The organism is Mesorhizobium sp. M0145 (genome assembly GCF_040322355.1).
Lineage (GTDB): Bacteria > Pseudomonadota > Alphaproteobacteria > Rhizobiales > Rhizobiaceae > Mesorhizobium.
On the sequence record NZ_JAMYTK010000003.1, the window covers coordinates 384768 to 405704 of the forward strand.

The 20937-nt window shown below is 63.3% G+C and carries 19 protein-coding genes; 6 read left to right on the plus strand and 13 right to left on the minus strand.

What is annotated here, in order from left to right; genetic code table 11:
* Window positions 1–26: 26 nt before the first annotated feature.
* Complete coding sequence (locus NKJ28_RS08840; RefSeq protein WP_023676350.1) at window positions 27–953, minus strand: LysR family transcriptional regulator; 927 nt, start codon at window positions 951–953, stop codon at window positions 27–29.
* A 78-nt stretch (window positions 954–1031) separates the two neighbouring features.
* Window positions 1032–1808 (minus strand): DeoR/GlpR family DNA-binding transcription regulator, encoded by a 777-nt coding sequence (locus NKJ28_RS08845; RefSeq protein WP_352448483.1) that lies wholly within the window; start codon window positions 1806–1808, stop codon window positions 1032–1034.
* Window positions 1809–2243: 435 nt separating this feature from the next.
* On the opposite strand from NKJ28_RS08845, the gene NKJ28_RS08850 reads away from it, so the two are divergent.
* Together NKJ28_RS08850 and NKJ28_RS08855 are read left to right on the plus strand one after the other, a co-directional pair.
* Window positions 2244–3128 (plus strand): phosphotransferase, encoded by an 885-nt coding sequence (locus NKJ28_RS08850; RefSeq protein ID WP_352635066.1) that lies wholly within the window; start codon window positions 2244–2246, stop codon window positions 3126–3128.
* Window positions 3125–5578 (plus strand): GcvT family protein, encoded by a 2454-nt coding sequence (locus tag NKJ28_RS08855; protein ID WP_352635004.1) that lies wholly within the window; start codon window positions 3125–3127, stop codon window positions 5576–5578. Before NKJ28_RS08850 ends, NKJ28_RS08855 begins: the two co-directional genes overlap by 4 nt.
* 18 nt (window positions 5579–5596) lie before the next feature.
* Here the strand turns inward: NKJ28_RS08855 and NKJ28_RS08860 are convergent, their stop codons facing one another.
* Window positions 5597–6229 (minus strand): class I SAM-dependent DNA methyltransferase, encoded by a 633-nt coding sequence (locus NKJ28_RS08860; RefSeq protein ID WP_352568327.1) that lies wholly within the window; start codon window positions 6227–6229, stop codon window positions 5597–5599.
* A gap of 103 nt (window positions 6230–6332) precedes the next feature.
* Between NKJ28_RS08860 and NKJ28_RS08865 the strand changes: the two genes are divergently transcribed.
* A complete protein-coding gene (locus NKJ28_RS08865) occupies window positions 6333–7235 on the plus strand; it encodes a phosphotransferase (RefSeq protein WP_352635006.1) in 903 nt (300 codons plus the stop codon).
* A 127-nt stretch (window positions 7236–7362) separates the two neighbouring features.
* Here the strand turns inward: NKJ28_RS08865 and NKJ28_RS08870 are convergent, their stop codons facing one another.
* From NKJ28_RS08870 to ilvD, 4 genes are all read right to left on the minus strand, one after another.
* Window positions 7363–7836, minus strand: a complete 474-nt coding sequence (locus NKJ28_RS08870) for a DUF805 domain-containing protein (protein ID WP_023676357.1) — start codon at window positions 7834–7836, stop codon at window positions 7363–7365.
* A 267-nt stretch (window positions 7837–8103) separates the two neighbouring features.
* Window positions 8104–9024: a DMT family transporter gene (locus NKJ28_RS08875; RefSeq protein ID WP_352635008.1), complete on the minus strand. Its 921-nt coding sequence runs from the start codon at window positions 9022–9024 to the stop codon at window positions 8104–8106.
* A 219-nt stretch (window positions 9025–9243) separates the two neighbouring features.
* Window positions 9244–10518 carry an amidohydrolase family protein gene (locus tag NKJ28_RS08880; protein ID WP_352577792.1) on the minus strand — a complete coding sequence of 425 codons (1275 nt, stop codon included), beginning with the start codon at window positions 10516–10518 and terminating at the stop codon, window positions 9244–9246.
* Between the two features lie 231 nt (window positions 10519–10749).
* Window positions 10750–12594 carry a dihydroxy-acid dehydratase gene (ilvD, locus tag NKJ28_RS08885; RefSeq protein WP_352635010.1) on the minus strand — a complete coding sequence of 615 codons (1845 nt, stop codon included), beginning with the start codon at window positions 12592–12594 and terminating at the stop codon, window positions 10750–10752.
* Between the two features lie 288 nt (window positions 12595–12882).
* On the opposite strand from ilvD, the gene NKJ28_RS08890 reads away from it, so the two are divergent.
* On the plus strand, window positions 12883–13356 hold the full coding sequence (locus NKJ28_RS08890; RefSeq protein ID WP_352635012.1) for a VOC family protein: 474 nt from the start codon (window positions 12883–12885) through the stop codon (window positions 13354–13356).
* A 169-nt stretch (window positions 13357–13525) separates the two neighbouring features.
* Here NKJ28_RS08890 and NKJ28_RS08895 read toward each other — a convergent pair whose 3' ends face one another.
* From NKJ28_RS08895 to NKJ28_RS08910, 4 genes are all read right to left on the minus strand, one after another.
* The gene (locus tag NKJ28_RS08895) at window positions 13526–15124 is read right to left on the minus strand and encodes a peptide chain release factor 3 (RefSeq protein ID WP_502898214.1); all 1599 of its coding nucleotides are present in this window, start codon (window positions 15122–15124) and stop codon (window positions 13526–13528) included.
* 83 nt (window positions 15125–15207) lie between these two features.
* Window positions 15208–15570: a hypothetical protein gene (locus tag NKJ28_RS08900; RefSeq protein WP_352635014.1), complete on the minus strand. Its 363-nt coding sequence runs from the start codon at window positions 15568–15570 to the stop codon at window positions 15208–15210.
* A 266-nt stretch (window positions 15571–15836) separates the two neighbouring features.
* On the minus strand, window positions 15837–16763 hold the full coding sequence (locus NKJ28_RS08905; RefSeq protein WP_352635016.1) for a haloalkane dehalogenase: 927 nt from the start codon (window positions 16761–16763) through the stop codon (window positions 15837–15839).
* A gap of 4 nt (window positions 16764–16767) precedes the next feature.
* Complete coding sequence (locus tag NKJ28_RS08910; RefSeq protein WP_352591167.1) at window positions 16768–17358, minus strand: TetR family transcriptional regulator C-terminal domain-containing protein; 591 nt, start codon at window positions 17356–17358, stop codon at window positions 16768–16770.
* A gap of 118 nt (window positions 17359–17476) precedes the next feature.
* Here NKJ28_RS08910 and NKJ28_RS08915 point away from each other — a divergent pair, with 118 nt between their 5' ends.
* Window positions 17477–18553, plus strand: coding sequence for an NAD(P)/FAD-dependent oxidoreductase (locus tag NKJ28_RS08915; protein ID WP_352635019.1), 1077 nt, complete (start codon window positions 17477–17479; stop codon window positions 18551–18553).
* On the opposite strand, the gene NKJ28_RS08920 is transcribed toward NKJ28_RS08915, so the two are convergent.
* Together NKJ28_RS08920 and NKJ28_RS08925 are read right to left on the minus strand one after the other, a co-directional pair.
* Window positions 18547–19920, minus strand: a complete 1374-nt coding sequence (locus NKJ28_RS08920; RefSeq protein WP_352635021.1) for an amidase — start codon at window positions 19918–19920, stop codon at window positions 18547–18549. The two genes, NKJ28_RS08915 and NKJ28_RS08920, sit on opposite strands and share 7 nt — an antisense overlap.
* Window positions 19921–20091: 171 nt before the next feature.
* Window positions 20092–20307 (minus strand): DUF6356 family protein, encoded by a 216-nt coding sequence (locus NKJ28_RS08925; protein WP_352469961.1) that lies wholly within the window; start codon window positions 20305–20307, stop codon window positions 20092–20094.
* A gap of 115 nt (window positions 20308–20422) precedes the next feature.
* On the opposite strand from NKJ28_RS08925, the gene NKJ28_RS08930 reads away from it, so the two are divergent.
* The gene (locus NKJ28_RS08930; protein WP_023676368.1) at window positions 20423–20893 is read left to right on the plus strand and encodes an Lrp/AsnC family transcriptional regulator; all 471 of its coding nucleotides are present in this window, start codon (window positions 20423–20425) and stop codon (window positions 20891–20893) included.
* Window positions 20894–20937 lie beyond the last annotated feature (44 nt).

A 20937-nucleotide genomic window follows, 5' to 3' on the forward strand; every position in this document is an offset into this window, starting at 1 on the left:
AAGCCGATATCGATTTTTCCGATACATCAGCGGCCGATCTTCTCGGGCCGTTGGCGCACCATGCGCTGCGACTGGGCAAGTCCGATGAAGTCGCGAGCCGCCTGCGGCAGGCCGGAGCCGCGCCGCCAGACCATGCCGACCTGGACGACTGGTAACGACCCCGAAATATCGCGCGATTCGATGCGGTCGCCTTCCAGCGACCATGGCCGGTAGACGAGGTCGGGCAGCAGCGCCACGCCGGCGCCGGTAGCGACGAGGCTGCGCACCGCTTCGACCGAGCGGGTGCGGAAGGCGACATGCGGCTTGGCGCCGATTGCCGTCAGCAGCTTTCCGGTATTCTCCTCGATCTCGTCGACGGTCAGCATGATCAGCGGTTCCGAGGCGATGTCGCCGATGCCGATGATGTCGGCACCGGCCAAGGGATGGCCGAGCGGCAGCCACAGCCGGTAGGCCGAGACTTCGAGGATTTCGGACTGCAGTGCCGTGCGGTCGCGCAGGTTCGAGGTGACCATGACGGCAATGTCGAGCTTGCCGCCAATTAACAGGTGCTCGAGATAGTCGCCATTGTCCTCGATCGCCGAGACCTCGACACCCGGGTAGGCGCGGCGGTAGCGGGCAAGAAGATCGGAAAGCACATAGCCGGCGACCAGCGAGGTGACGCCAAGTTGCAGCCGCCCGCTTGCCGCGGCCTGTTCGCCGAAGAAGGCGCGGCGCGCATCGGAAACGTCGGCCAGGATCTTTCTCGCATGGCGCAGGAACTGGTGGCCTTTGTGGGTGATGTTCAAGCCGCGCGGGTGGCGCTCGAACAGCTCGACGCCGAGATCGTGCTCCAGCTCCTTTATCGCCTCGGTGACCGAGGATTGCGAGATCGACAGGTTCTGGGCGGCGCCCGACACTGTGCCCTGCTCGGCGACGGCGATGAAGAACTGCAATTGGCGGATGGTGAAAGCCATGGCCGGACTAAACACGGCAGAGGCGGCGCTGGGAAGTGGGTGCTGGCGCAGATCTCCCGATAGAGCTCACGATAGAGCTCAGCCCTCGCTTCCGCCATCGGCAATGCTGAGCCGTGCGCCGGCCTGGGCAAGGGCGGCGGCGATGTCGTGCGGCGGCGGACGGTCGGTCGCGAGTTCGGAAAAGCCGCCGAAGCCGCAGACCTGAACAAGGCCCTGGCGGCCGAATTTGCTGTGGTCGGTGACGACAAGCGAACGCTGGCCGCGCGACAGCACCATGCGGGCGAATTCGGCCTCTTCCAGATCATAGTCCATGACGCCGGTGACGGCATCGACCGCACCGGTCGATATCACTGCATGGCTGACGGAAAAGCGGCTGACGAATTCGATGGCCGAGACGCCGAAGGCAGCACCGGAATCGCTGCGCAGCTCGCCGCCGGCCATGTAGACCTTATTGCCGTTGACGGTGGCCAATGTGCGGGCGATGTCGGAGGAGTTGGTGACGACCGTCAGCCGCCGGTGGCCGAGCAGTTCCCGGGCCAGGAAAGAGGTGGTGGTGCCGGTGTCGAGCATGATCGATTCGCCGTCGCGGATGGTCGCGGCGACCATGCGCGCTATTGCCCGCTTGGCATCGGCGTTCTCGCGCATGCGCCGCTCGAACGGCGCTTCGCCGGCAATCGACGGCAGGCCGACGGCGCCGTGCATCTTGAGGATGGAACCGTCGCTGGTCAGTGGCTTGACGTCGCGGCGTACTGTCTCCAGCGAGACGCCCAGCCGGTCGGCCAGGCTCGCAATGGTCACGGTGCCTTCCTCCTTGAGGAGGCGCAGGATTTCGCCATGCCGCTTCGAGTGGACCATCGGTTCCATCCGGTCGGATTGTTGCACCGCTGACCGTTTCTACGGCATAAATGCCACTAACTCCAAGGAATTTAGCAAAATTCGGGCAAAAAACCAGAAAATACCACAATTTCGCGTTGACAACGCCTCCAGCGTGGCGCGACATTATCGCTGTGACAGGCTCGGAACGGAGGACGACGGCTGAGCCGCACGAAAAATCGCTTGCCCGAACGCCCGGGAGATCGTCGGGTGCAAGGGTACCGAAATTCAGGATCCGCGGGGGCGGATGCCGGCGTCGAAGAACCCGGCACAAAGGGGCTCGTCGGTGCGGTGCGGGATACCGATCCCGAGATCTGCACCGACGAGATCTTCGCGTTGCCTCCATTCCTCCGTCCGATTGTCATCGCTGGCCAGCCATGACATGCGTGGAAAATTGACCCAATGTTGGACGAGATCGTGACTGTCGAAGACCGCATCCGTGCGCTGCCTTGCTGGACCGGCAGCATCGACATCGCGCCGCTGCCGGGCGGGCTGAGCAATGCCAATTATCTGATCAAGGACGCGGCCGGGCGGCACGTCGTGCGGCTCGGCCAGGACTATCCGTTCCACCATGTCTTTCGCGAGCGCGAGATGATGACGGCGCGGGCAGCGCACGCGGCAGGCTTCGCTCCGGCCGTCCACTACACTGGACCCGGCGTCATGGTGACGGAGTATCTCGGCGCCAAGGCCTATGTCGCGCAGGACGTGCGCGCCGATCTCGGCCGCGTTGCCGCGTTGCTGCGCGGTTTCCACCGGGAGATGCCCGGTCATGTCTCCGGCGCCGGCTTCATGTTCTGGGTATTCCATGTCATTCGCGACTATGCGCGCACGCTGGAGGAAGGCCGCAGCCGCAAGCTGGGCGAACTGCCGCGCCTGCTGACGCTGGCGGACGAGCTCGAGCGCGCGCAAAAGCTGCTGCCGATCGTCTTCGGCCATAATGACCTCTTGCCGGCTAACATAATCGACGACGGTCACAGGCTGTGGCTCATCGATTTCGAATATGCAGGCTTCAACACCGCGATGTTCGACCTTGCCGGCGCGGCGTCGAATGCAGGCATGAGCGACGAGGAGTCCTTCGCCTTCCTGACCGCCTATTTCATGAAGGAGCCGGACCCGGCGATACGGCGCTCGCACGCCGCCATGCAATGCGCGTCGCTGCTGCGTGAGGCGATGTGGGGCATGGTTTCCGAGCTTTACCTCGACGCGCCCGGTGTCGACTACGCCGCCTACGCCGACGAAAACCTGGCGCGGCTCGAAGCCGCCCTGGAAAACTACAGGACAAAATACGGGACGCGGACATGACCTTGCCCGCCCAGGCCGGGATCGTCGTCATCGGCGGTGGCATCATCGGCTGTTCGACGGCCTATCATCTGGCGCGCGACCACAAGGCCGAAATCGTGCTGCTCGAACAGGGCAAACTGACCTCGGGTTCGACCTGGCATGCTGCCGGGCTGGTCGGCCAGCTACGCTCGTCGGCGTCGATCACGCGCGTGCTCAAATATTCGGTCGATCTCTACAAGGGGCTGGAAGCCGAAACCGGCCTCGCCACCGGCTGGAAGATGACTGGCTGCCTGCGCCTCGCCACCAATGCCGACCGCTGGACCGAGTATAAGCGGCTGGCAACGACGGCTAAGAGCTTCGGCATGGACATGCATCTGCTGTCGCCGGCCGAGGTCAAGGAAATGTGGCCGCTGCTGGAAGCCGGCGACCTCGTCGGCGCGTCCTGGCTGCCGACCGACGGTCAGGCAAGCCCTTCCGACATCACCCAGTCGCTGGCCAAGGGTGCGCGCATGCATGGCGCAAAATTGTTCGAGGAGGTGCGGGTCACCGGCTTCGAAATGAGAGACGGCCGCATCACCGCGGTAAAGACCAGCAAGGGCGATATCGCCTGCGACAAGGTGGTGAACTGCGCCGGGCAATGGGCGCGGCAGGTGGGTGCGCTCGCCGGCATAAACGTGCCGCTGCAGCCGGTGAAGCACCAGTACATCATCACCGAAAAGATCGATGGCCTGCCGACCGACGCGCCGACAATTCGCGACCCCGATCGCCGCACCTATTTCAAGGAGGAGGTCGGCGGGTTGGTGATGGGCGGCTACGAGCCGAACCCGCAGGCGTGGACGACCGGTCTGCCGGGCGGCGATGTGCCGGACGATTGGGAGTTCCGGCTGTTCGACGATGATTACGATCATTTCGAGCAGCATATGAGCCAGGCGATCGAGCGTGTCCCGGCGCTCGCCAATGCCGGCGTCAAGCAGATGATCAACGGGCCGGAGAGCTTTACGCCGGATGGCAATTTCATCCTCGGTGTGGCGCCGGAATGCGCCAATATGTTCGTCGGCGCCGGCTTCAATGCCTTCGGCATCGCGTCCGGCGGCGGCGCCGGCTGGGTGCTGGCGCAATGGGTCATCGACGGCGAGGCGCCGCTCGATCTGTGGGTGGTCGACATCCGCCGCTTCTCCGATCTCCACCGCGACCGGCAATGGGTCCGCGACCGCACGCTGGAAGCCTATGGCAAGCACTACACGATCGGCTTTCCGCATGAGGAATATGTCAGCGGCCGGCCGCGCATCGTCTCGCCTTTGTACGAGCGGCTGCAAAAACATCGCGCCGTGTTCGGCTCGAAACTTGGCTGGGAGCGGCCGAACTGGTTCGCGCCGGAAGGCATCGAGCCGAAGGACGTCTATTCGATGGGCCGGCAGAACTGGTTCCCGGCCGTTGGCGACGAACACCGCCACGTGCGCGAAAAGATCGGCATTTTCGACCAGTCGTCTTTTGCCAAATACGAAATGACCGGAGCGGACGCGCTGAAGGCGCTGGACTGGATCTGCGCCAACGACGTCGCCAAGCCGGTCGGCCGGCTGACCTACACGCAGCTCCTCAACACGCGCGGCGGCATCGAGGCCGATTTGACCGTGGCGAGGCTCGGTGAGGAGAAATTCTACATCGTCACCGGCACCGGTTTCCGCACGCATGATTTCTCCTGGATTGCCGATCATATCGGCAGGGAGTTCGACGTGACGCTGACCGACGTCACCGAGGATTTCGGCACGCTGTCGCTGATGGGGCCGCGCGCCCGTGACGTGCTGTCAGCGGTGACCGATGCCGACGTCTCGAACGCCGCGTTTCCGTTCGGCCATGTTCGCGAGATCGCCATTTCCGGCCACGCCGTCCGGGCACTGCGCGTCACCTATGTCGGCGAACTCGGCTGGGAACTGCATGCGCCGATCGCGGCGACGGGCGAGGTCTTCGACGCGCTGATGACGGCGGGCGCTGTCCACGACATTCGCCCGGTCGGCTACCGGGCGCTGGAATCACTGCGGCTGGAAAAAGGCTACCGCGCCTGGGGCTCCGACATCACGCCCAACGACACGCCGCAGGAGGCCGGCCTCGGCTGGGCGGTGAAGCTCAGAAAAAACACCGATTTCCTCGGCCGGCGGGCCTTGGAGAAGGTCGACGGTTCGCCGCCCAGGAAACGTTTTGCCGGCTTCACGGTCGACGATCCGGACATCGTCCTGCTCGGGCGCGAGACCATCCTGCGCAACGGCGAGGCGGTCGGTTATCTCACCAGCGGCGGCTATGGCTACACCATCGGCAAGAACATCGGCTACGGCTATGTGCGCAATGCCGATGGCGTCAACGATGATTTCCTCACTTCCGGCAACTACGAGCTGGTGGTGGCAATGGAACGGACGCCGGCTAAGATACACCTCGAGCCGCTTTACGATCCGGCAGGAGCAAAGGTGAAGGCGTAGAGCCTTCCGGTTTCAGCCTCAGTTCACGATGAGCACCAGCCCCCGGCTCGGCACGGTATCGGCCTCGCCTGGCATCGAAACATAGGGCAGCGTCTCTTCGGCGCGCGTGACGGTGGCTTGCGCCTCGAGCTCGGCGATCCGCGCGGCAAACCCGGCATCCCACAGCGTGTTCTTCACCGTCAGCACGATCACCCCACCCGGCCGGCAGATGCGGATCAGCTCGTCCAGCCCCTCGGCTCCGACATGGCCCGAAGTGAAGACGCCGGCGGAGATGATCCCGGCATAGGCATCGTCCACGAACGGCAGCGGTCCGCCAAGCGCCAGGCAGTGAAGCGCCGAATAGACGCCCTTGCGCGCCGCCTGGGCCAGCATGCCTTCCGAGATGTCGAGCGCCTCGACCTGCGGATAACCGGTGATGGCAAGCCATTCGCCGATAAGCCCGGTGCCTGCCCCGGCATCGAGGAGAGGTGCGGCGCCGCGCGGCAGATGGCGGGCCAGCAAGGCAAGGCAGATGGTGGGATGGCGATAGCCAGCCGCCGACATGTCGGCGTCATAGGTGCCTGCCCAACTGTCGTAGAGCGCCGCGACGTCTTCCGGCCGCTTCGCCGCATAGGCTGCGGCGAGTGCGCTCTGCTGATTGCTGTCCGTCATCGCTTTCCGTCGCCTGGTATCGATCCGCAACGCGATCATAGCCAAACGGCGAAAACTGTGGAACCGTCGTCGTCCCAATAACACGGGGAAAGGAGCGAAATCCATGGCGGACGACCGGGCGCGCGCCGCACTTGCGGCTATTCCGGTGCTGGCCGGCTACGAGGGGCCGCTGGAACGGCTTGGCGGCCTCACCAATCTCGTCTTCAGAGCGGGAGATTTCTGCCTGCGTATCCCCGGCAAGGGTACCGAGGAATACATCAACCGCGCCAACGAGGCAGTCGCGGCGCGGGAAGCGGCGAAGGCCGGCGTCAGTCCCGATGTGCTGCATGTCGATGCCGAGACCGGCGTGTTGGTGACCCGCTTCGTTGCCGGTGCCGAGACGATGTCACCGGAAAAGTTCAAGACTCGGCCGGGCAGTCCGGCACGCGCCGGCAAGGCCTTTCGCAAACTGCACACATCCGGCGCGGTGTTCCCCTTCCGCTTCGAGCTGTTTGCGATGATCGACGATTATCTGAAAGTGCTGTCGACCAAGGACGTCGCCCTGCCTGCCGGCTACCACGATGTGGTCCGCGAGGCGGAGGCAGTGCGCTCAGCACTTGCGGCTCAACCTCTGCCGATCGTCGCCTGCCACTGCGACCCGCTCTGCGAAAACTTTCTCGATACGGGCGACAGGATGTGGATCGTCGACTGGGAATATTCCGGCATGAACGATCCGCTCTGGGATCTCGGCGACCTCAGCGTCGAAGGGCAATTCGACGCCGCGCAGGACGAGGAGATGACGCTGGCCTATTTCGGCGGCGAGCCGAGACCGGCGGAGCGCGCCCGCATCGTCATCTACAAGGCGATGTGCGACCTGCTGTGGACGCTGTGGGGACTGATCCAGCTTGCCAACAAAAATCCGGCCGACGACTTTCGCGCCTATGCCGACGGCCGGTTTGCGCGCTGCAAGGCACTGATGGAGACGCCGGAATTTTCGCGGCATCTTGCGGCGATGCGAACGGGTTAGAGCAATTCCACATCAGAGCGGTGCCAGAGTTCCAGCGATCCAGCAAAAAGCTTGAATGCTCTAAAAGCGCTTTGCGATTGAGCGGGTCAGGCGACATGACTTGGAGCAAAGCGCTGGACGTCGGCCTCTATTTGAAAACCCTCTCTAATTCACTCATTGTCACTGTATCGTCAGACCTTTTGCAATACCAGACGATCAGCGCGATGGTGCCGATGGGAAATAATCCCGCAAGGAGCTGATGCCAACCGCTTCTGTTGATGTCATGCAGCCGGCGAGTGGTCATGGCAAGTGTCGGCAGAAGGACGGCAAGATTCCAAAGGGACGAGATAATTTCATTATTTAAAACAGCATCAGCTATTATCGCAACGACAGAGATAATGAAAATGAAGAGATAGGAATACCAGAACTCGGAGCGGCCGGCTCTGCCCGAAAAAGTCACATAATTTCCGAAAAAGCTTGAAATAGCTTCAGTAAAATTCATCTGATGCGGTATGTCCCCAAAACGATTGCTACCAGCTGGCGGTGCTCTTAAAACGAGCACCAATGGCAAGCCGATAAGGACCAAAACTATCAGCCAATGCCATATAGAAAAACTCCCCATCTTTCCCCCCTCTACCGCAGTTTCGCGGAAATATTGATCTTGCTTACCCTACCAAGAATCAATTTCGGATTACGCCCGACAGGCAACTTACACCTCAAAATATCGATGTAAACATCGGATTTTTTGACCGAACTCTCCTGCTATTCAGAGCGATAATCAGGCGCCGCTAAAACGCGCCGCTTCGAAACGGCACCATGTGACGCGTTCTATGCTTTGTTTTGATGCAGTCGTGGACGGAAAGCCTTTTCACACCGTCCTGGAATTGCTTTAGTTCACGCCCTTTGGCACGTTTTCGGGCGGTACCGTGTCGACCACCTTCTGGCGGTGGAAGATGAACAGGCCGGCCAGCACGACGATGGCCGAGCCGACCAGGATGCGCGGCCCAGGCACATCGCCGAAGAAGGCCAGGCCGAAGACCACTGCCCACAATAGCAGGCTGTAATGCAGCGGCGCCAAGGTCGAGGCAGGGGCAAGCTTCAACGCCCGGGTGATCATCAGGTGCGCGCCGCAGGAGACGACGCCGAGAAGCAGCATGGCGCCGAAATCGAGCGATGACGGCGTCTTCCAACTGCCGACGGTCAACGCAGCGCCGACCAGCAGCGTGCCGACGGTCTGCCAGGTGACCAGCGAGGTGTCGCTGGTGCCGCGCAGCCGCCGATTGAGGATGATGGCGAAGGCAAATGAAATGCTGCCGGCGAGCGCGAACATCGACGACAGGGAGAACGCGGCCGAGGATGGCTTCAGCATGATCAGCACGCCGCAGAAGCCGACCAGGATCGCCGCCCAGCGGCGCCAGCCGACCCTTTCGCCGAGCAGGAAATGCGACAGCGCCGCCACATAGATCGGCCCGGCCATGTAAAAGCTCATCACATCGGCGAGCGGCAGATAGACGACCGCCGCGTAGAACAGCGCCGTGTCGAGCGTCGTCATCACCACGCGCAGCAGCTGCAGCTCCGGCCGCTCCATGCGAAACAGCTTGGCCGGGCCCTGATGTGCAATCATCGGCCCGAGTATGAAAAACGCGCCGATCGAGCGGATCAGCACGACCTGGCCGACGGAAAAACTGGCGACCAGCCACTTGCCCATCGCGTCGTTCAGCGCAAACAGGAAGTCGCCGGCGAGCATCAGCAGGATGCCGGCCAGCAGCACGTTCATGATCGTTGAGTACTGGGCTGCGGGCTGCGCCATTCCGTTACCGGTTCCTCGCCGTGGGGTACGGTGACCCGCGTCGTAGTCGCAAGCTGCGGCCATGACGAGGCGAAAATCGAGAATTCGGTAAGACCAGCGCCGGAAATCGGCTGGACTAATGCATGTCGCGCAAAAGTGTGCAGCGGTTTTGCGATAACGACACGCTTAAAAACAAGACCTTAAGGCGCGTCGCGTGGGTCCGTTCAAACGCGACGCGCTTTAAGCGTGGCGCCGGTTCACCGTGCCCGGCCTTCCGGCGATCGAAAGCCGCGTGTCCTGCCGGCTGCGCTCGGCCACCACCTTGCCCCTGGCGACGACGCAGAGACGCTCTGGGCGCAGCCGCAGCGCCTCGACTGGGTTGCCGGCATCGAGAACGACCAGGCTGGCGCGCTTGCCGACCGCCAGGCCAAGGTGGTCGAGGCCCATGATGGCGGCATTGACGTTGGTGACCATGTCGAAGCAGCGCGCCATCTCGGCCGGGCTCGACATCTGCGCGACATGCAGGCCCATGAAGGCGACGTCGAGCATGTCTGCTGTGCCCAGCGAATACCAGGGGTCGAGCACGCAATCCTGGCCCCAGCCGACGCGGATGCCTTGCGCCAGCATCTCCTTGACCCGCGTCAGTCCGCGGCGCTTGGGAAAGGTGTCGTGGCGGCCCTGCAGCATGATGTTGATCAGCGGATTGGGGATCGCCGAAACGCCGGCCTCGGCAATCAGCGGCAATAGCTTCGAAACGTAGTAATTATCCATCGAATGCATCGATGTCAGGTGCGAGCCGGCCACTCTGCCCTGCAACCCGAGCCGCTGCGTCTCATAGGCAAGCTGCTCGATGTGGCGCGACAGCGGATCGTCGGTCTCGTCGCAATGCAAGTCGACCATCAGGCCGCGCTTCGCCGCGATTTCGCAGAGCTCGGTGACGGAGCGCGTGCCGTCGGCCATTGTGCGCTCGAAATGCGGAATGCCGCCGACGACATCGACGCCTATGTCGAGCGCCCGGATGGTGTTGTCGCGCGCCGTCGGCGAGCGGTAAAACCCGTCCTGCGGGAAGGCGACCAGCTGCAGGTCGATATAGGGGCCAACCGTCTTCTTCACGTCGAGCAGCGCCTCGACCGCCAGCAGGCGGTCGTCGCAAACATCGACATGGGTGCGGATGGCGAGCAGGCCCATCGACACCGCCCAGTCGCAATAGGCGAGCGCACGGTCGCGCACCGCTTCGTGGGTCAGAAGCGGCTTCAACTCGCCCCAAAGCGAGATGCCTTCGAGCAGCGTGCCCGAGACATTGATGCGCGGAATGCCGAGCGAAAGCGTGGCGTCCATATGGAAATGCGGATCGACGAAGGGCGGCGAGACCAGATTGCCATGGGCATCGATCGCCGTGCCGGCGCTGACGTTCAGCTCGGGCTCTATCGCTGCGATCGTTTCGCCGACGATGCCGATATCCGCGATCCTGCCGTCGGGCAGCGTCCCGCCGCGCACCACAAGGTCAAAATCCATCTAGCGCCACCTCGTTCAAAAAAGCCGTTTCTTTCCATGCAGCGTGCTGCCGCAAGGCGGAACCTTCAGGCGCGGCCCTTCCCTTCTCCCCTTGTGGGAGAAGGTAGCCGCGAAGCGGCCGGATGAGGGGTGTTCCAGCTTGGCGCCGACGACACTCCGTCCAGCACCCCTCAACCGTCTTGGCGCTGCGCGCCAATCCACCTTCTCCCAGAAGGGGAGAAGGAAAAGCCTCTATTCCGGCACGTACCGCACCGCCCCCTTGGCGGCACTTGTCGCCATCGCCGCATAGGCGCGCAAGGCCGTCGTCACCTTGCGCTTGCGCTTTTCTTCGGGCTTCCAGGCAGCCGTTGCCCTGGCCTCCATCGCGGCGCGACGGGCGATGAGTTCGGAGTCGTCGACAGCAAGCCTGATGGTGCGGTTGGGGATATCGATCTCGATCGTGTCGCCTTCCCTGACCAGCCCGATCAGACCGCCTTCCGCGGCTTCCGGCGAGACATGGCCGATCGACAGGCCGGAGGTGCCGCCGGAAAAACGACCGTCGGTGATCAGTGCGCAGGCTTTGCCGAGGCCTTTCGACTTCAAATAGCTGGTCGGGTAGAGCATTTCCTGCATGCCGGGTCCGCCGCGTGGCCCTTCATAGCGGATGACGACGACATCGCCGGCCTTGATCTCGTTCGACAGGATCGCCTTGACGCTGGCGTCCTGGCTTTCGAACACTCTTGCCGGACCGGTGAATTTCAGGATCGATTCATCGACGCCCGCCGTCTTCACGATGCAGCCATCGAGTGCCAGATTGCCTTTCAGCACGGCAAGGCCGCCATCCCTGGAGAAAGGATGTTCGGCCGAGCGGATGACGCCCTTCTCGCGGTCGAGATCGAGATCGTCCCAGCGGCGGTCCTGGCTGAACGCGACTTGCGTCGGCACGCCGCCGGGTGCCGCCAGGAAGAAATCGCGGACATTCTGGCTGGTGGTGCGCGAAATATCCCAATGATCGAGCGCTTCGCCGAGGCTTGCGGTGTGCACCGTCGGCAGGTCGCGGTTGATCAGCCCGGCGCTATCCAGCTGGCCGAGGATGGCCATGATGCCGCCGGCGCGGTGGACATCCTCCATGTGGACGTCGGCCTTGGCCGGCGCCACTTTGCAAAGCACCGGCACCCGCCGCGACAGCCGGTCGATGTCCTCCATGGTGAAGTCGACCTCGCCCTCATGTGCCGCGGCGAGGATGTGCAGCACGGTGTTGGTCGAGCCGCCCATGGCGATGTCGAGTGTCATGGCGTTCTCGAAGGCGCCCTTCGAGGCGATGCTGCGCGGCAGCGCGGTGTCGTCGTCCTGCTCGTAATAGCGCTGGGCAAGATCGACGATCAGGTGGCCGGCCTCGACGAACAGGCGCTTGCGGTCGGCATGCGTCGCCAGCGTCGAACCATTGCCGGGCAAGGACAGGCCGAGCGCCTCGGTCAGGCAGTTCATCGAATTGGCGGTGAACATGCCGGAGCAGGAACCGCAGGTCGGACAGGCCGAGCGTTCGATGGTCCTGACGTCCTCGTCGGACACCTTGTCGTCGGCGGCCGCGACCATAGCGTCGACCAGATCAAGCGCCTGGCTCTTGCCGGCGAGCACCACCTTGCCGGCCTCCATCGGCCCGCCGGAGACGAAGACGGTCGGGATGTTGAGGCGCAGCGACGCCATCAGCATGCCGGGCGTGATCTTGTCGCAATTCGAGATGCAGACCATCGCGTCGGCGCAGTGCGCGTTGACCATGTATTCGACCGAGTCGGCGATCAATTCGCGCGACGGCAGCGAATAGAGCATGCCGTCATGGCCCATGGCGATGCCGTCATCGACGGCAATGGTGTTGAACTCCTTGGCGACGCCGCCGGCCTTTTCGATCTCACGGGCAACCAGCTGGCCGAGATCCTTCAAATGGACATGGCCCGGCACGAATTGGGTGAAGGAATTGACCACGGCAATGATCGGCTTGCCGAAATCCGAATCCTTCATGCCGGTGGCGCGCCACAGGCCGCGGGCGCCGGCCATGTTGCGGCCATGGGTGGTGGTGCGGGAACGGTAGGCGGGCATTGAACTGTCCTTGCTGTCTGCGTCGCGCCCAAAGGTGCGGAAAACCGGAATTGAGCCGCAGGCCTTATAGACGGCACACTCTGGTCTGGCCACAATTTTGCGCTGCGCCAGGGTGCGGAACGAGCGGCCAGCCAAAGACGCAGCCGGTCCAGGCCGTAAAAAAGTCAGAAGTGCTGTCGGATCGTGTTTTGCTCGAGCGTCCTTGAGCAGACGGCGGGACCGGGCATCAATTGCCAGCCGGCCGTTTTGCGAGTGAAACAAGCCAAAACCAGCCCGAGGAGCAAGAGAATGCAAAAGATCACCCCCTGCCTGTGGTTCGACGACCAGGCCGAGGAGGCCATGAACCATTACATCTCCATCTTCAAGAATTCGAAGGTGCTGAGCGTGATGCGCTGGCCCAAGGGCAGCGGCGATAATGAGGGCAAGGTGCTGATGGTCTCATTCGAGCTCGACGGCGTTCAGTTCCAGGCACTCAACGGCGGCCCGCAATTCAAGTTCACCCAGGCAGTCTCGCTCTCCATCGACTGCAAGACGCAGGAAGAGGTCGACTATTTCTGGGACAGGCTCATCGCGGGCGGTGGCCAGCCCAGCCAGTGCAGCTGGCTGAAGGACAAATTCGGCCTTTCCTGGCAGGTCGTTCCCGAGCAGTTGCCGAAGCTGCTGCTGGACCCCGACACGGAAAAGGCCGGCCGCGTGATGCAGGCGATGATGCAGATGAGCAAGATCGACATCGCCAAGATCGAAGAGGCAGCGAAAGGGTGAACGAACGCGATCTTTCCTTCTCCCCCTGTGGGAGAAGGTGGATCGGCGCGAAGCGCCGAGACGGTTGAGGGGTGCTGGACGGAATGAGACGTTGGTGTTTCCTGGAACACCCCTCATCCGTCGCCTTCGGCGACACCTTCTCCCACAAAGGGAGAAGGGAAGGGGCGCATCAAGCCGCTCTGTCGCGGACCTGATAATCCTTGACCGCGGTGAAGCGGATCGCCTTCCAGCGCTCGGCCTCGTAGTTGAGCGAGAAGGCGTGCTGGGCGAGGAACACCGGATCGTTGTCGAGATCGCGCGCGATGTCGCCGCGATGCGCCTCGATGAAGCGCTGGAGTTCGGCCCTGTCGTCGGCCGATATCCAGCGGCAGACGGAAAAGCGCGACATCTCGAAATCGACCGGCAGTGTGTATTCGAAGTTTAGCCGCTCCTTCAAGACGTCGAGCTGCAGGGCGCCGACGACGCCGACGATGGCTGGCGAGCCGTCCTCCGGCGAGAACAATTGCACGACGCCTTCCTCGGCCATCTGGTGCAGCGCTTCCTTGAGCTTCTTGGCTTTCATGGCATCGCCGAGGCGAACGCGGCGCAGGATTTCAGGCGCGAAATTCGGCACGCCGCGAAACAGGATCTCCTCGCCTTCGGTCAGCGTGTCGCCGATGCGCAGCGTGCCATGGTTGGGGATGCCGACGACATCGCCGGCGAACGCCTCGTCGGCGGTGACGCGGGTGCGGGCGAAGAAGAATTGCGGTGCCGACAGGCTCATCGGTTTTCCCGTGCGCACCAGCTTGGCCTTCATGCCGCGCTCGAGCTTGCCGGAGCAGACGCGGACGAAAGCGATGCGGTCGCGATGGTTGGGGTCCATATTGGCCTGGATCTTGAAGACGAAGGAGGTCATCTTGTCCTCGGTCGCCTCGACCTTGCGGCTGTCGGCCTCCTGCGCGCGCGGCGGCGGCCCGTAGGCGCCCAGCGCCTCGATCAGGTCGCGCACGCCGTAATTGCGCAGCGCCGAACCGAAATAGACCGGCGTCAAATGGCCCTCGCGGAAGGCATCGAGGTCGAGCGGGCGACAGGCCTCGCGCGCCAGCTCCAGCTCCTCGATGAAGGCCTCCCGCTCGTTCTCCGGCAACAGGCCGGCGACGCGGTTGGAATCGGGTCCATTGACCGGCGTGCGCTCCTTTTCGGCGTCGCCCTTGCGCACCGCGTTCAGCGCCAGATGGTAGGTCCCGGAAAAGGTCTTGCCGCGGCCGATCGGCCAGGTGATCGGCGCTGTATCCAGTGCCAGCTTCTGCTCGATCTCGTCGAGGATGTCGAATGGGTCTCGGCTTTCGCGGTCCATTTTGTTGACGAAGGTGATGATCGGGATGTCGCGCAGCCGGCAGACCTCGAACAGTTTCAGCGTGCGCGGCTCGATGCCCTTGGCGGCGTCGATCACCATGACCGCGCTGTCGACCGCCGACAGCGTGCGATAGGTGTCGTCGGCGAAATCCTCGTGGCCGGGCGTGTCGAGCAGGTTGAAGACGGTGTCCTCGTATTCGAAGGTCATCACCGAGGTGACCACCGAAATGCCGCGCTCGCGTTCGATCTTCATCCAGTCCGAGCGGGTCTGGATGCGGTCCTTCTTGGCCTTGACCTCGCCGGCAAGCTGGATAGCGCCGCCGAACAAAAGCAGTTTTTCGGTCAGCGTCGTCTTGCCGGCGTCGGGGTGGGCAATGATCGCGAAAGTGCGGCGGCGCGATACCGCTTGTTCGATGTCTTCAGCCAATTTCATGGAATCCTGTCTGTGGCGCGGGCTTCTAGCAGCGCTTTTCCGGCCTGTCGAACGGAAACACCGCTGATACCCCGGCAGCAGGTTCAGTCTCTGACGATAGCCGCCTGCGTGACCGAGCCAGCGTCATCCAGGCGCATAACCAGCCATTCAGAGTCGATCGAAAAAAATCCTCTTTCCGAACCAAGAATATAAACCAGACTCCAGTCCTCGAAATGGTCCGTCTTCGGCGGTTCGCCGAGCATGGCAACAACTTCTGCCCGCGATTTCCCAACCAACGCCCCGGTCAGCACCAAACCGTCAGCAATGCGATGGCGCTTATGCAAAGGATCCAGCCAGTTGTCGTCCTGCCACCAAGATCGAACGATCGGCAGCGGGCCGAAGAAGACGGCATAGACAATGGCGGCTCCGGCTGCAGCAAAAACCAGCCCTTTTATCCAGCGGCGCAAATGACCCTCATGTGATTGAGCTGAACGTTTCCAGTGAGGCGATCGTCATCGACCCGCTTCGAGAGCGGTCCCGGCAACGCTCTTGGCAAGTCTGTACCATGGTGGCAATGAGGGCAAGAAGTCCTGGGCGTTTGAAGGTACACGGCCGCGAGCAAGAACATCATCGTCATTGGATCCGGCATCATTGGCGCCTCCATCGCTTGGCACCGGCAGAGCTAAGCTGTCGACCTCTCCGGCTGCCGCAGCCGCCGGTTCACGTCCCGACGTCAGGCCGATTCGGTCGCTCGGCTCTCGAAGGCCACCTCCGGAATCCACTCGGCAATTGCGGCGCCGATCCTGTCGGCATGGTCCTCCTGCAGATAATGCGCGCCGGGTCCGAGATCGATCAACCGGCAGTTCTTCAGGCCGGCCGCGAATTCCCGTGCCGCCTGCGGCGAGACGAGGGCCCCCGGATCGCCTGAGAAAAGCAGCTTCGGGTAGGAAGAGAGCCGGAGCGCCCGATGGTCGTGCTCGCTGATGGCAGCGACATCGGCGGGCTGGCCTTCAATCGGCAGGTCGCGCGGCAGCCGCAGGATCGGCTTGCGCGATTGCGGCGTCGGGAACGGTGCCCGGTAGGAGGCCATTTCCTCATCGCTCATCGTGCGCAGCACCGCAGCCGGCAACACCTTTTCGACGAAGACGTTATCTTCCAGGACAAGCTTCTCACCGACGCTAGGCGTGCGCATTGCCTTGAACAATTCGCGCGCCTGCGGACGCTGGTGAAAATCGTCCCAACTCTCGAAGGGGCGGATGAATTCCATGAAGGCGAGGCCGAGGATCCGCTGCGGCCGCCGGGCCGCGAGATGGAAGGCGAGCGCGGTGCCCCAGTCCTGCGCGACGACAACCATGTCGGTGATGCCAAGCGTCTCGATGAAGGCGTCGAGATAGCGGACGTGGTCGAAGAAGCGATAGTCGATGTCCGGCTTGCCGGATTGGCCATAGCCGATCAGGTCGGGCGCAATGCAGCGGCCGAACGGCGCCACATGCGGGATGATGTCGCGCCAGATGTAGGACGACGTCGGGTTGCCGTGCAGGAAGAGTACCGTCGGGCCAGCCGTGCCTGCCTCGACATAGGAGATGGTGGAATCGAGCACCGCGACTTGCGAGCGTGGCAACATTGTGCGGGATTGCTGCTTTTCGAGTTTCGGGTTCATCGGATCAGCTCCTTTTTGCGAAGACTGTTTTGAAGACGATATTCTTGAAACGCTCGAGCGGTTCGGGACTGCGCTCCACCTTCATGCGCAGCATCGCGCCTTGCCAGGAACTCAACAGGAAATCGGCGAGGTCCTCGGCATCGAACGCGTCGGTGATGTCGCCAGCCGCCTGGCCCTCGGCGATGCATTCGGCAAAGGGCTTACGCCAGCGTTCGAAAATGGCGACGAGTTGCAGCCTCAGCGCCTCGCTGTGAGCCGCCGTCTCGAGGCTGAGATTGCCGATCATGCAGCCCCGTGCCCAATCATGCGCCTCCAGCTTCGACGTGATGATTTCGAGATAGCGGCGCAAGCGCCCGACCGGGGGCGTGCCGTCCCGAGCAAGGGCCTGCTCCACCAAACCGCTCACATAGGCGAAATAGCGGTCCAGCACCTCGCCGGTGAACGCCTCCTTGGAGACAAAATGATTGGTGAAGGACCCCGGGCGGGCATCGGCCGCGGCGACGATGTCGCGTACGCCGGCGGACGAATAGCCGGAATTCCAGATGGTTTTGAAACCGGCGTCGAGGAGTTTTTCGCGAAGTGAATGTCTAGCCATGCCGGGTACAATACGTACGTACGTATTAAAGTCAAGAGGCACATTTGATACGGCGCGCTCTTGGCAGAACCCACGGGCAATGGCATCGCAGTGGTGGCGTTGGAACGAGGAGTGAAGCATGACAGCGGCGAAAGAAGTGATTGTCATCGGCGCCGGCATCATCGGCGCCTCCATCGCCTGGCACCTGACCAGGGCCGGAGCAAAGGTGACGGTCATTGCCGACAGCGGCGCCGGCGGCGTCGCGACACCGAATTCCTTTGCCTGGATCAATGCCAGCTGGGGCAATCCGGAGGTCTATTTCCGCCTACGCATTCGGTCGATGGCCGAATGGACGCGGCTGGCGAACGAGGTGCCCGGCATCCCGTTGCAGTGGTGCGGTGGCTTGTGCTGGGACCTGCCACGTCCCGAACTTGAGGCCTATGCGGCCGAGCACTCCGCATGGGGCTACGGCATCGAGCGTGTCGACCGTGCCGGAGCGGCGCGTATCGAGCCCAATCTGGCCGAACTTCCCGATTTCGCCCTTTATGTCGCCGAGGAAGGTGTCGCCGAGCCGGTCGCCGCCACGCAAGCACTGCTGGCCGACGCCGAACGGCGCGGCGCGCGAATTGTAGCCGGGACGACCGTCACCGCTCTGGTGCAAGCCAACGGCAGGATTGCCGGCGTCGATACATCCGGCGGGCGGATTGCTGCCGACGAGGTGGTGATCGCGGCCGGAGCCGGCTCTCCGGCACTAGCGGCAATAGCCGGGATAGAACTGCCGATCGAGACGCCACCCGGCCTGATCGTGCATTCGCGCCCCTACGAAAAGCTGCTCAACGGCCTGGTGATCGGCGACCGACTGCATATGCGCCAGACGGCGGAAGGCCGCGTCGTCGCCGGCTCGGATTTCGGCGGCGCCGATCCCGGCATGGATGCTGCGGCCACCGCCGGCGACCTGTTTGCGGCGATGAAGGCGATGCTGCGCGGCGCGGATGAGCTGGAACTCGATTTCCACACCATTGGCTATCGGCCGACGCCGGTCGATGGCTTTCCGATCATTGGCCGCGCCGAAGGCACGAGCGGCGTCTACGTCGCGGTCATGCATTCCGGCATCACGCTGGCACCGGCCGTCGGCCTGTTCGCCGCCCGCGAAATCCTCGATGGCGAGCGCGATCCGCTGCTTGATCCCTACGGGCTGGGGCGGTTTACTCAATAACCGGGCGGACGGCGAAAGCCGCCGGCCAGCGGGTCGATTGCCCTGGCGATCCCGAGCAGGCGCGACTCCGACCAGCGTTTGCCAACAAGCTGTAGTCCGATGGGCAGGCCATTGCTGTCCTGTCCGCAGGGCAGCGACAGTGCGGGGTGGCCGCTGTAGTTGAACACCGCGCCATAGGCCGGCAGCATCCAGTAGGTTTGCTTCTCGCCGTCGACCTCGATCGACGTTCCCGGATCGCAATGCGGGAAGGCGGTGGCCATGGCGACCGGGCACAGCAAGGCGTCGCAGCCGTCGAAGAACCGTTCCCACGCCAGGATGGAGCGGTCGCGGCGGGCGAGCGCCTCGAACCAGCGCGAGACCGGTGTCGGCTTCTCCCGCGGTTCGGGCTGGGCCGCCTCCAGCATCATGCCGATCAGCGCGCCGCCTTGCTCCAGATCGTCGTGCAGGTCGAGCTTCGGCAATTTGGCCTCCTCGACGATCGCGCCTGCCGCCTGAAGCTCCTTTGCCAGGCTTTCGACCGCAGCCCTGATCTCGCCTGCCACCGGAAAACCTGGGAAGGACGGCGCGAAGGCAATGCGCAGCGTCGTCAGATCCAGCTCCGGCATGTCTTCGACCGGTACCGGCGCAAGGTCGGTATCGCTTCCATCCGGCCCGGCAATAAGGCGGTAGATCAGTACCAGGTCTTCGACGCTGCGTGCCATCGGTCCGAGGCAGGAGATCAGCCTCACGCTGCGCGGCGCCCCGCCTGGATCGGGGAAGGCGCCGGCGAGCGAGACGCGGTGCTCGGTCGGCTTGAGGCCGCAGACGCCGCAAAAGGCAGCGGGCAGCCGGATCGAATCCTGCATGTCGGTGCCGACCTCGAACGGCGTCATTCCGGTGCCGAGCGCCGCCGCCGCACCGCCACTGGAGCCGCCGGCGGTGCGCTGGAGATTCCAGGGATTGCCGGTGCGGCCGAACAGCGGATTGCTCGACTGCCAGTCACCGAGCATTGTCGCCACGTTCGTCTTGCCCACCAGTATGCCGCCTGCCGCCTTCAGCCAGGCAACGACCGGACTGTCTGCCCTCGGGGCAAAGTCGGCGAAAGCCGGGAAGCCGACAGTGGTTCTCATGCCCGCTGTTTCGTGCGTGTCCTTCAGTGTGAACGGCACGCCGTGTAGCGGCCCAAGGGCCTCGCCGCGCGCCTGGGCTTCGTCGGCCTTGCCAGCGCGTTGCCGCGCACCGTCCCGATCGAGGGTTACGACTGCGTTGACCGCCTCATTGTGCCTGTCAATCTGCGCCAGATGCTCGTCCAGCACCTCTATTGCGGAAACCGTACGGTCGCGGATGGCCGCGGCCAGATTGGTGGTCGAGGAAAAGACGATATCCATGGTGAATGCTCCGGGCTATCGCGCCGCGCTCCTCAAAATGGCGGATTGGCGCGTGGATGCAAGCCTGGCTCGACATTTCGACGATGGCGGCGCTTGATCGGGATTGCGCTGCGGGGCCCGTTGAGGGGCGGCCCTGTCCAGCGGCCTCGCCGCGCTCGGCGCCTCTACGGCCTACCGTCCCCTGTTGTGCGTCCGCTCATAGAGCTCACGGATGATGCCGCTTGCCGTGGTCTCGAACAGAAACGGCAAGAAAGCATGAACGAGCGCGGCAAACGCCGCCATGAACAATCGCGACGAGAACCATGCGGCGAAAGCCATATGGCCGAAATAGCTCTCGCCGACCGCGGCCGGGTGAGAGGTGAAAAGTCTTGCGAGCCGTGCCGTCATGTCGATCCCTCCTGCCGGCATGAAGAGCCGGCGATGAGTATACTGGCATGGGTGTTCGGTTCATCGGTCTCAAATTGTCCTTGTGAAAGGCTGAATTTTGGGACAAACATCCCACATGGCGCCGGAAATCGACGAAATAGACCGGAGATTGCTGGCCGAGCTGCAACGCGACGGCACGCTGTCCGTCGACCAGCTCTCGGCAAGAATATCGCTGTCGCGCAATGCCTGCTGGCGCCGGGTGAAGCGGCTGGAGGAAGACGGCGTCATCACCGGCCGGGTGGCGCTGGTCGACGCCGACAAGCTTGGGCTCGGCCTTTCGGTGTTCATCCTGATCCGCACCTCGAACCACGATCCCGACTGGCTGCAAAGATTCCGAGCGGCGGTGACCGGCTTTGCCGAGATCACCGGCGCCTACCGCATGTCCGGCGATCTCGACTATGTCCTGCGCGCCCGCGTTGCCGATGTGAAGGCCTATGACCGGCTCTACCAGCGGCTGATCGCCAAGGTGGCGCTGTCGGACGTTTCGGCCTCGTTCGTCATGGAGGAGATCAAGGAGACCACGGTCGTTCCGATGGAACTGCGCTGAAGCGGAACTGTGCTGAAAGAAAGCCGTTGATAGCATTGCCGCCG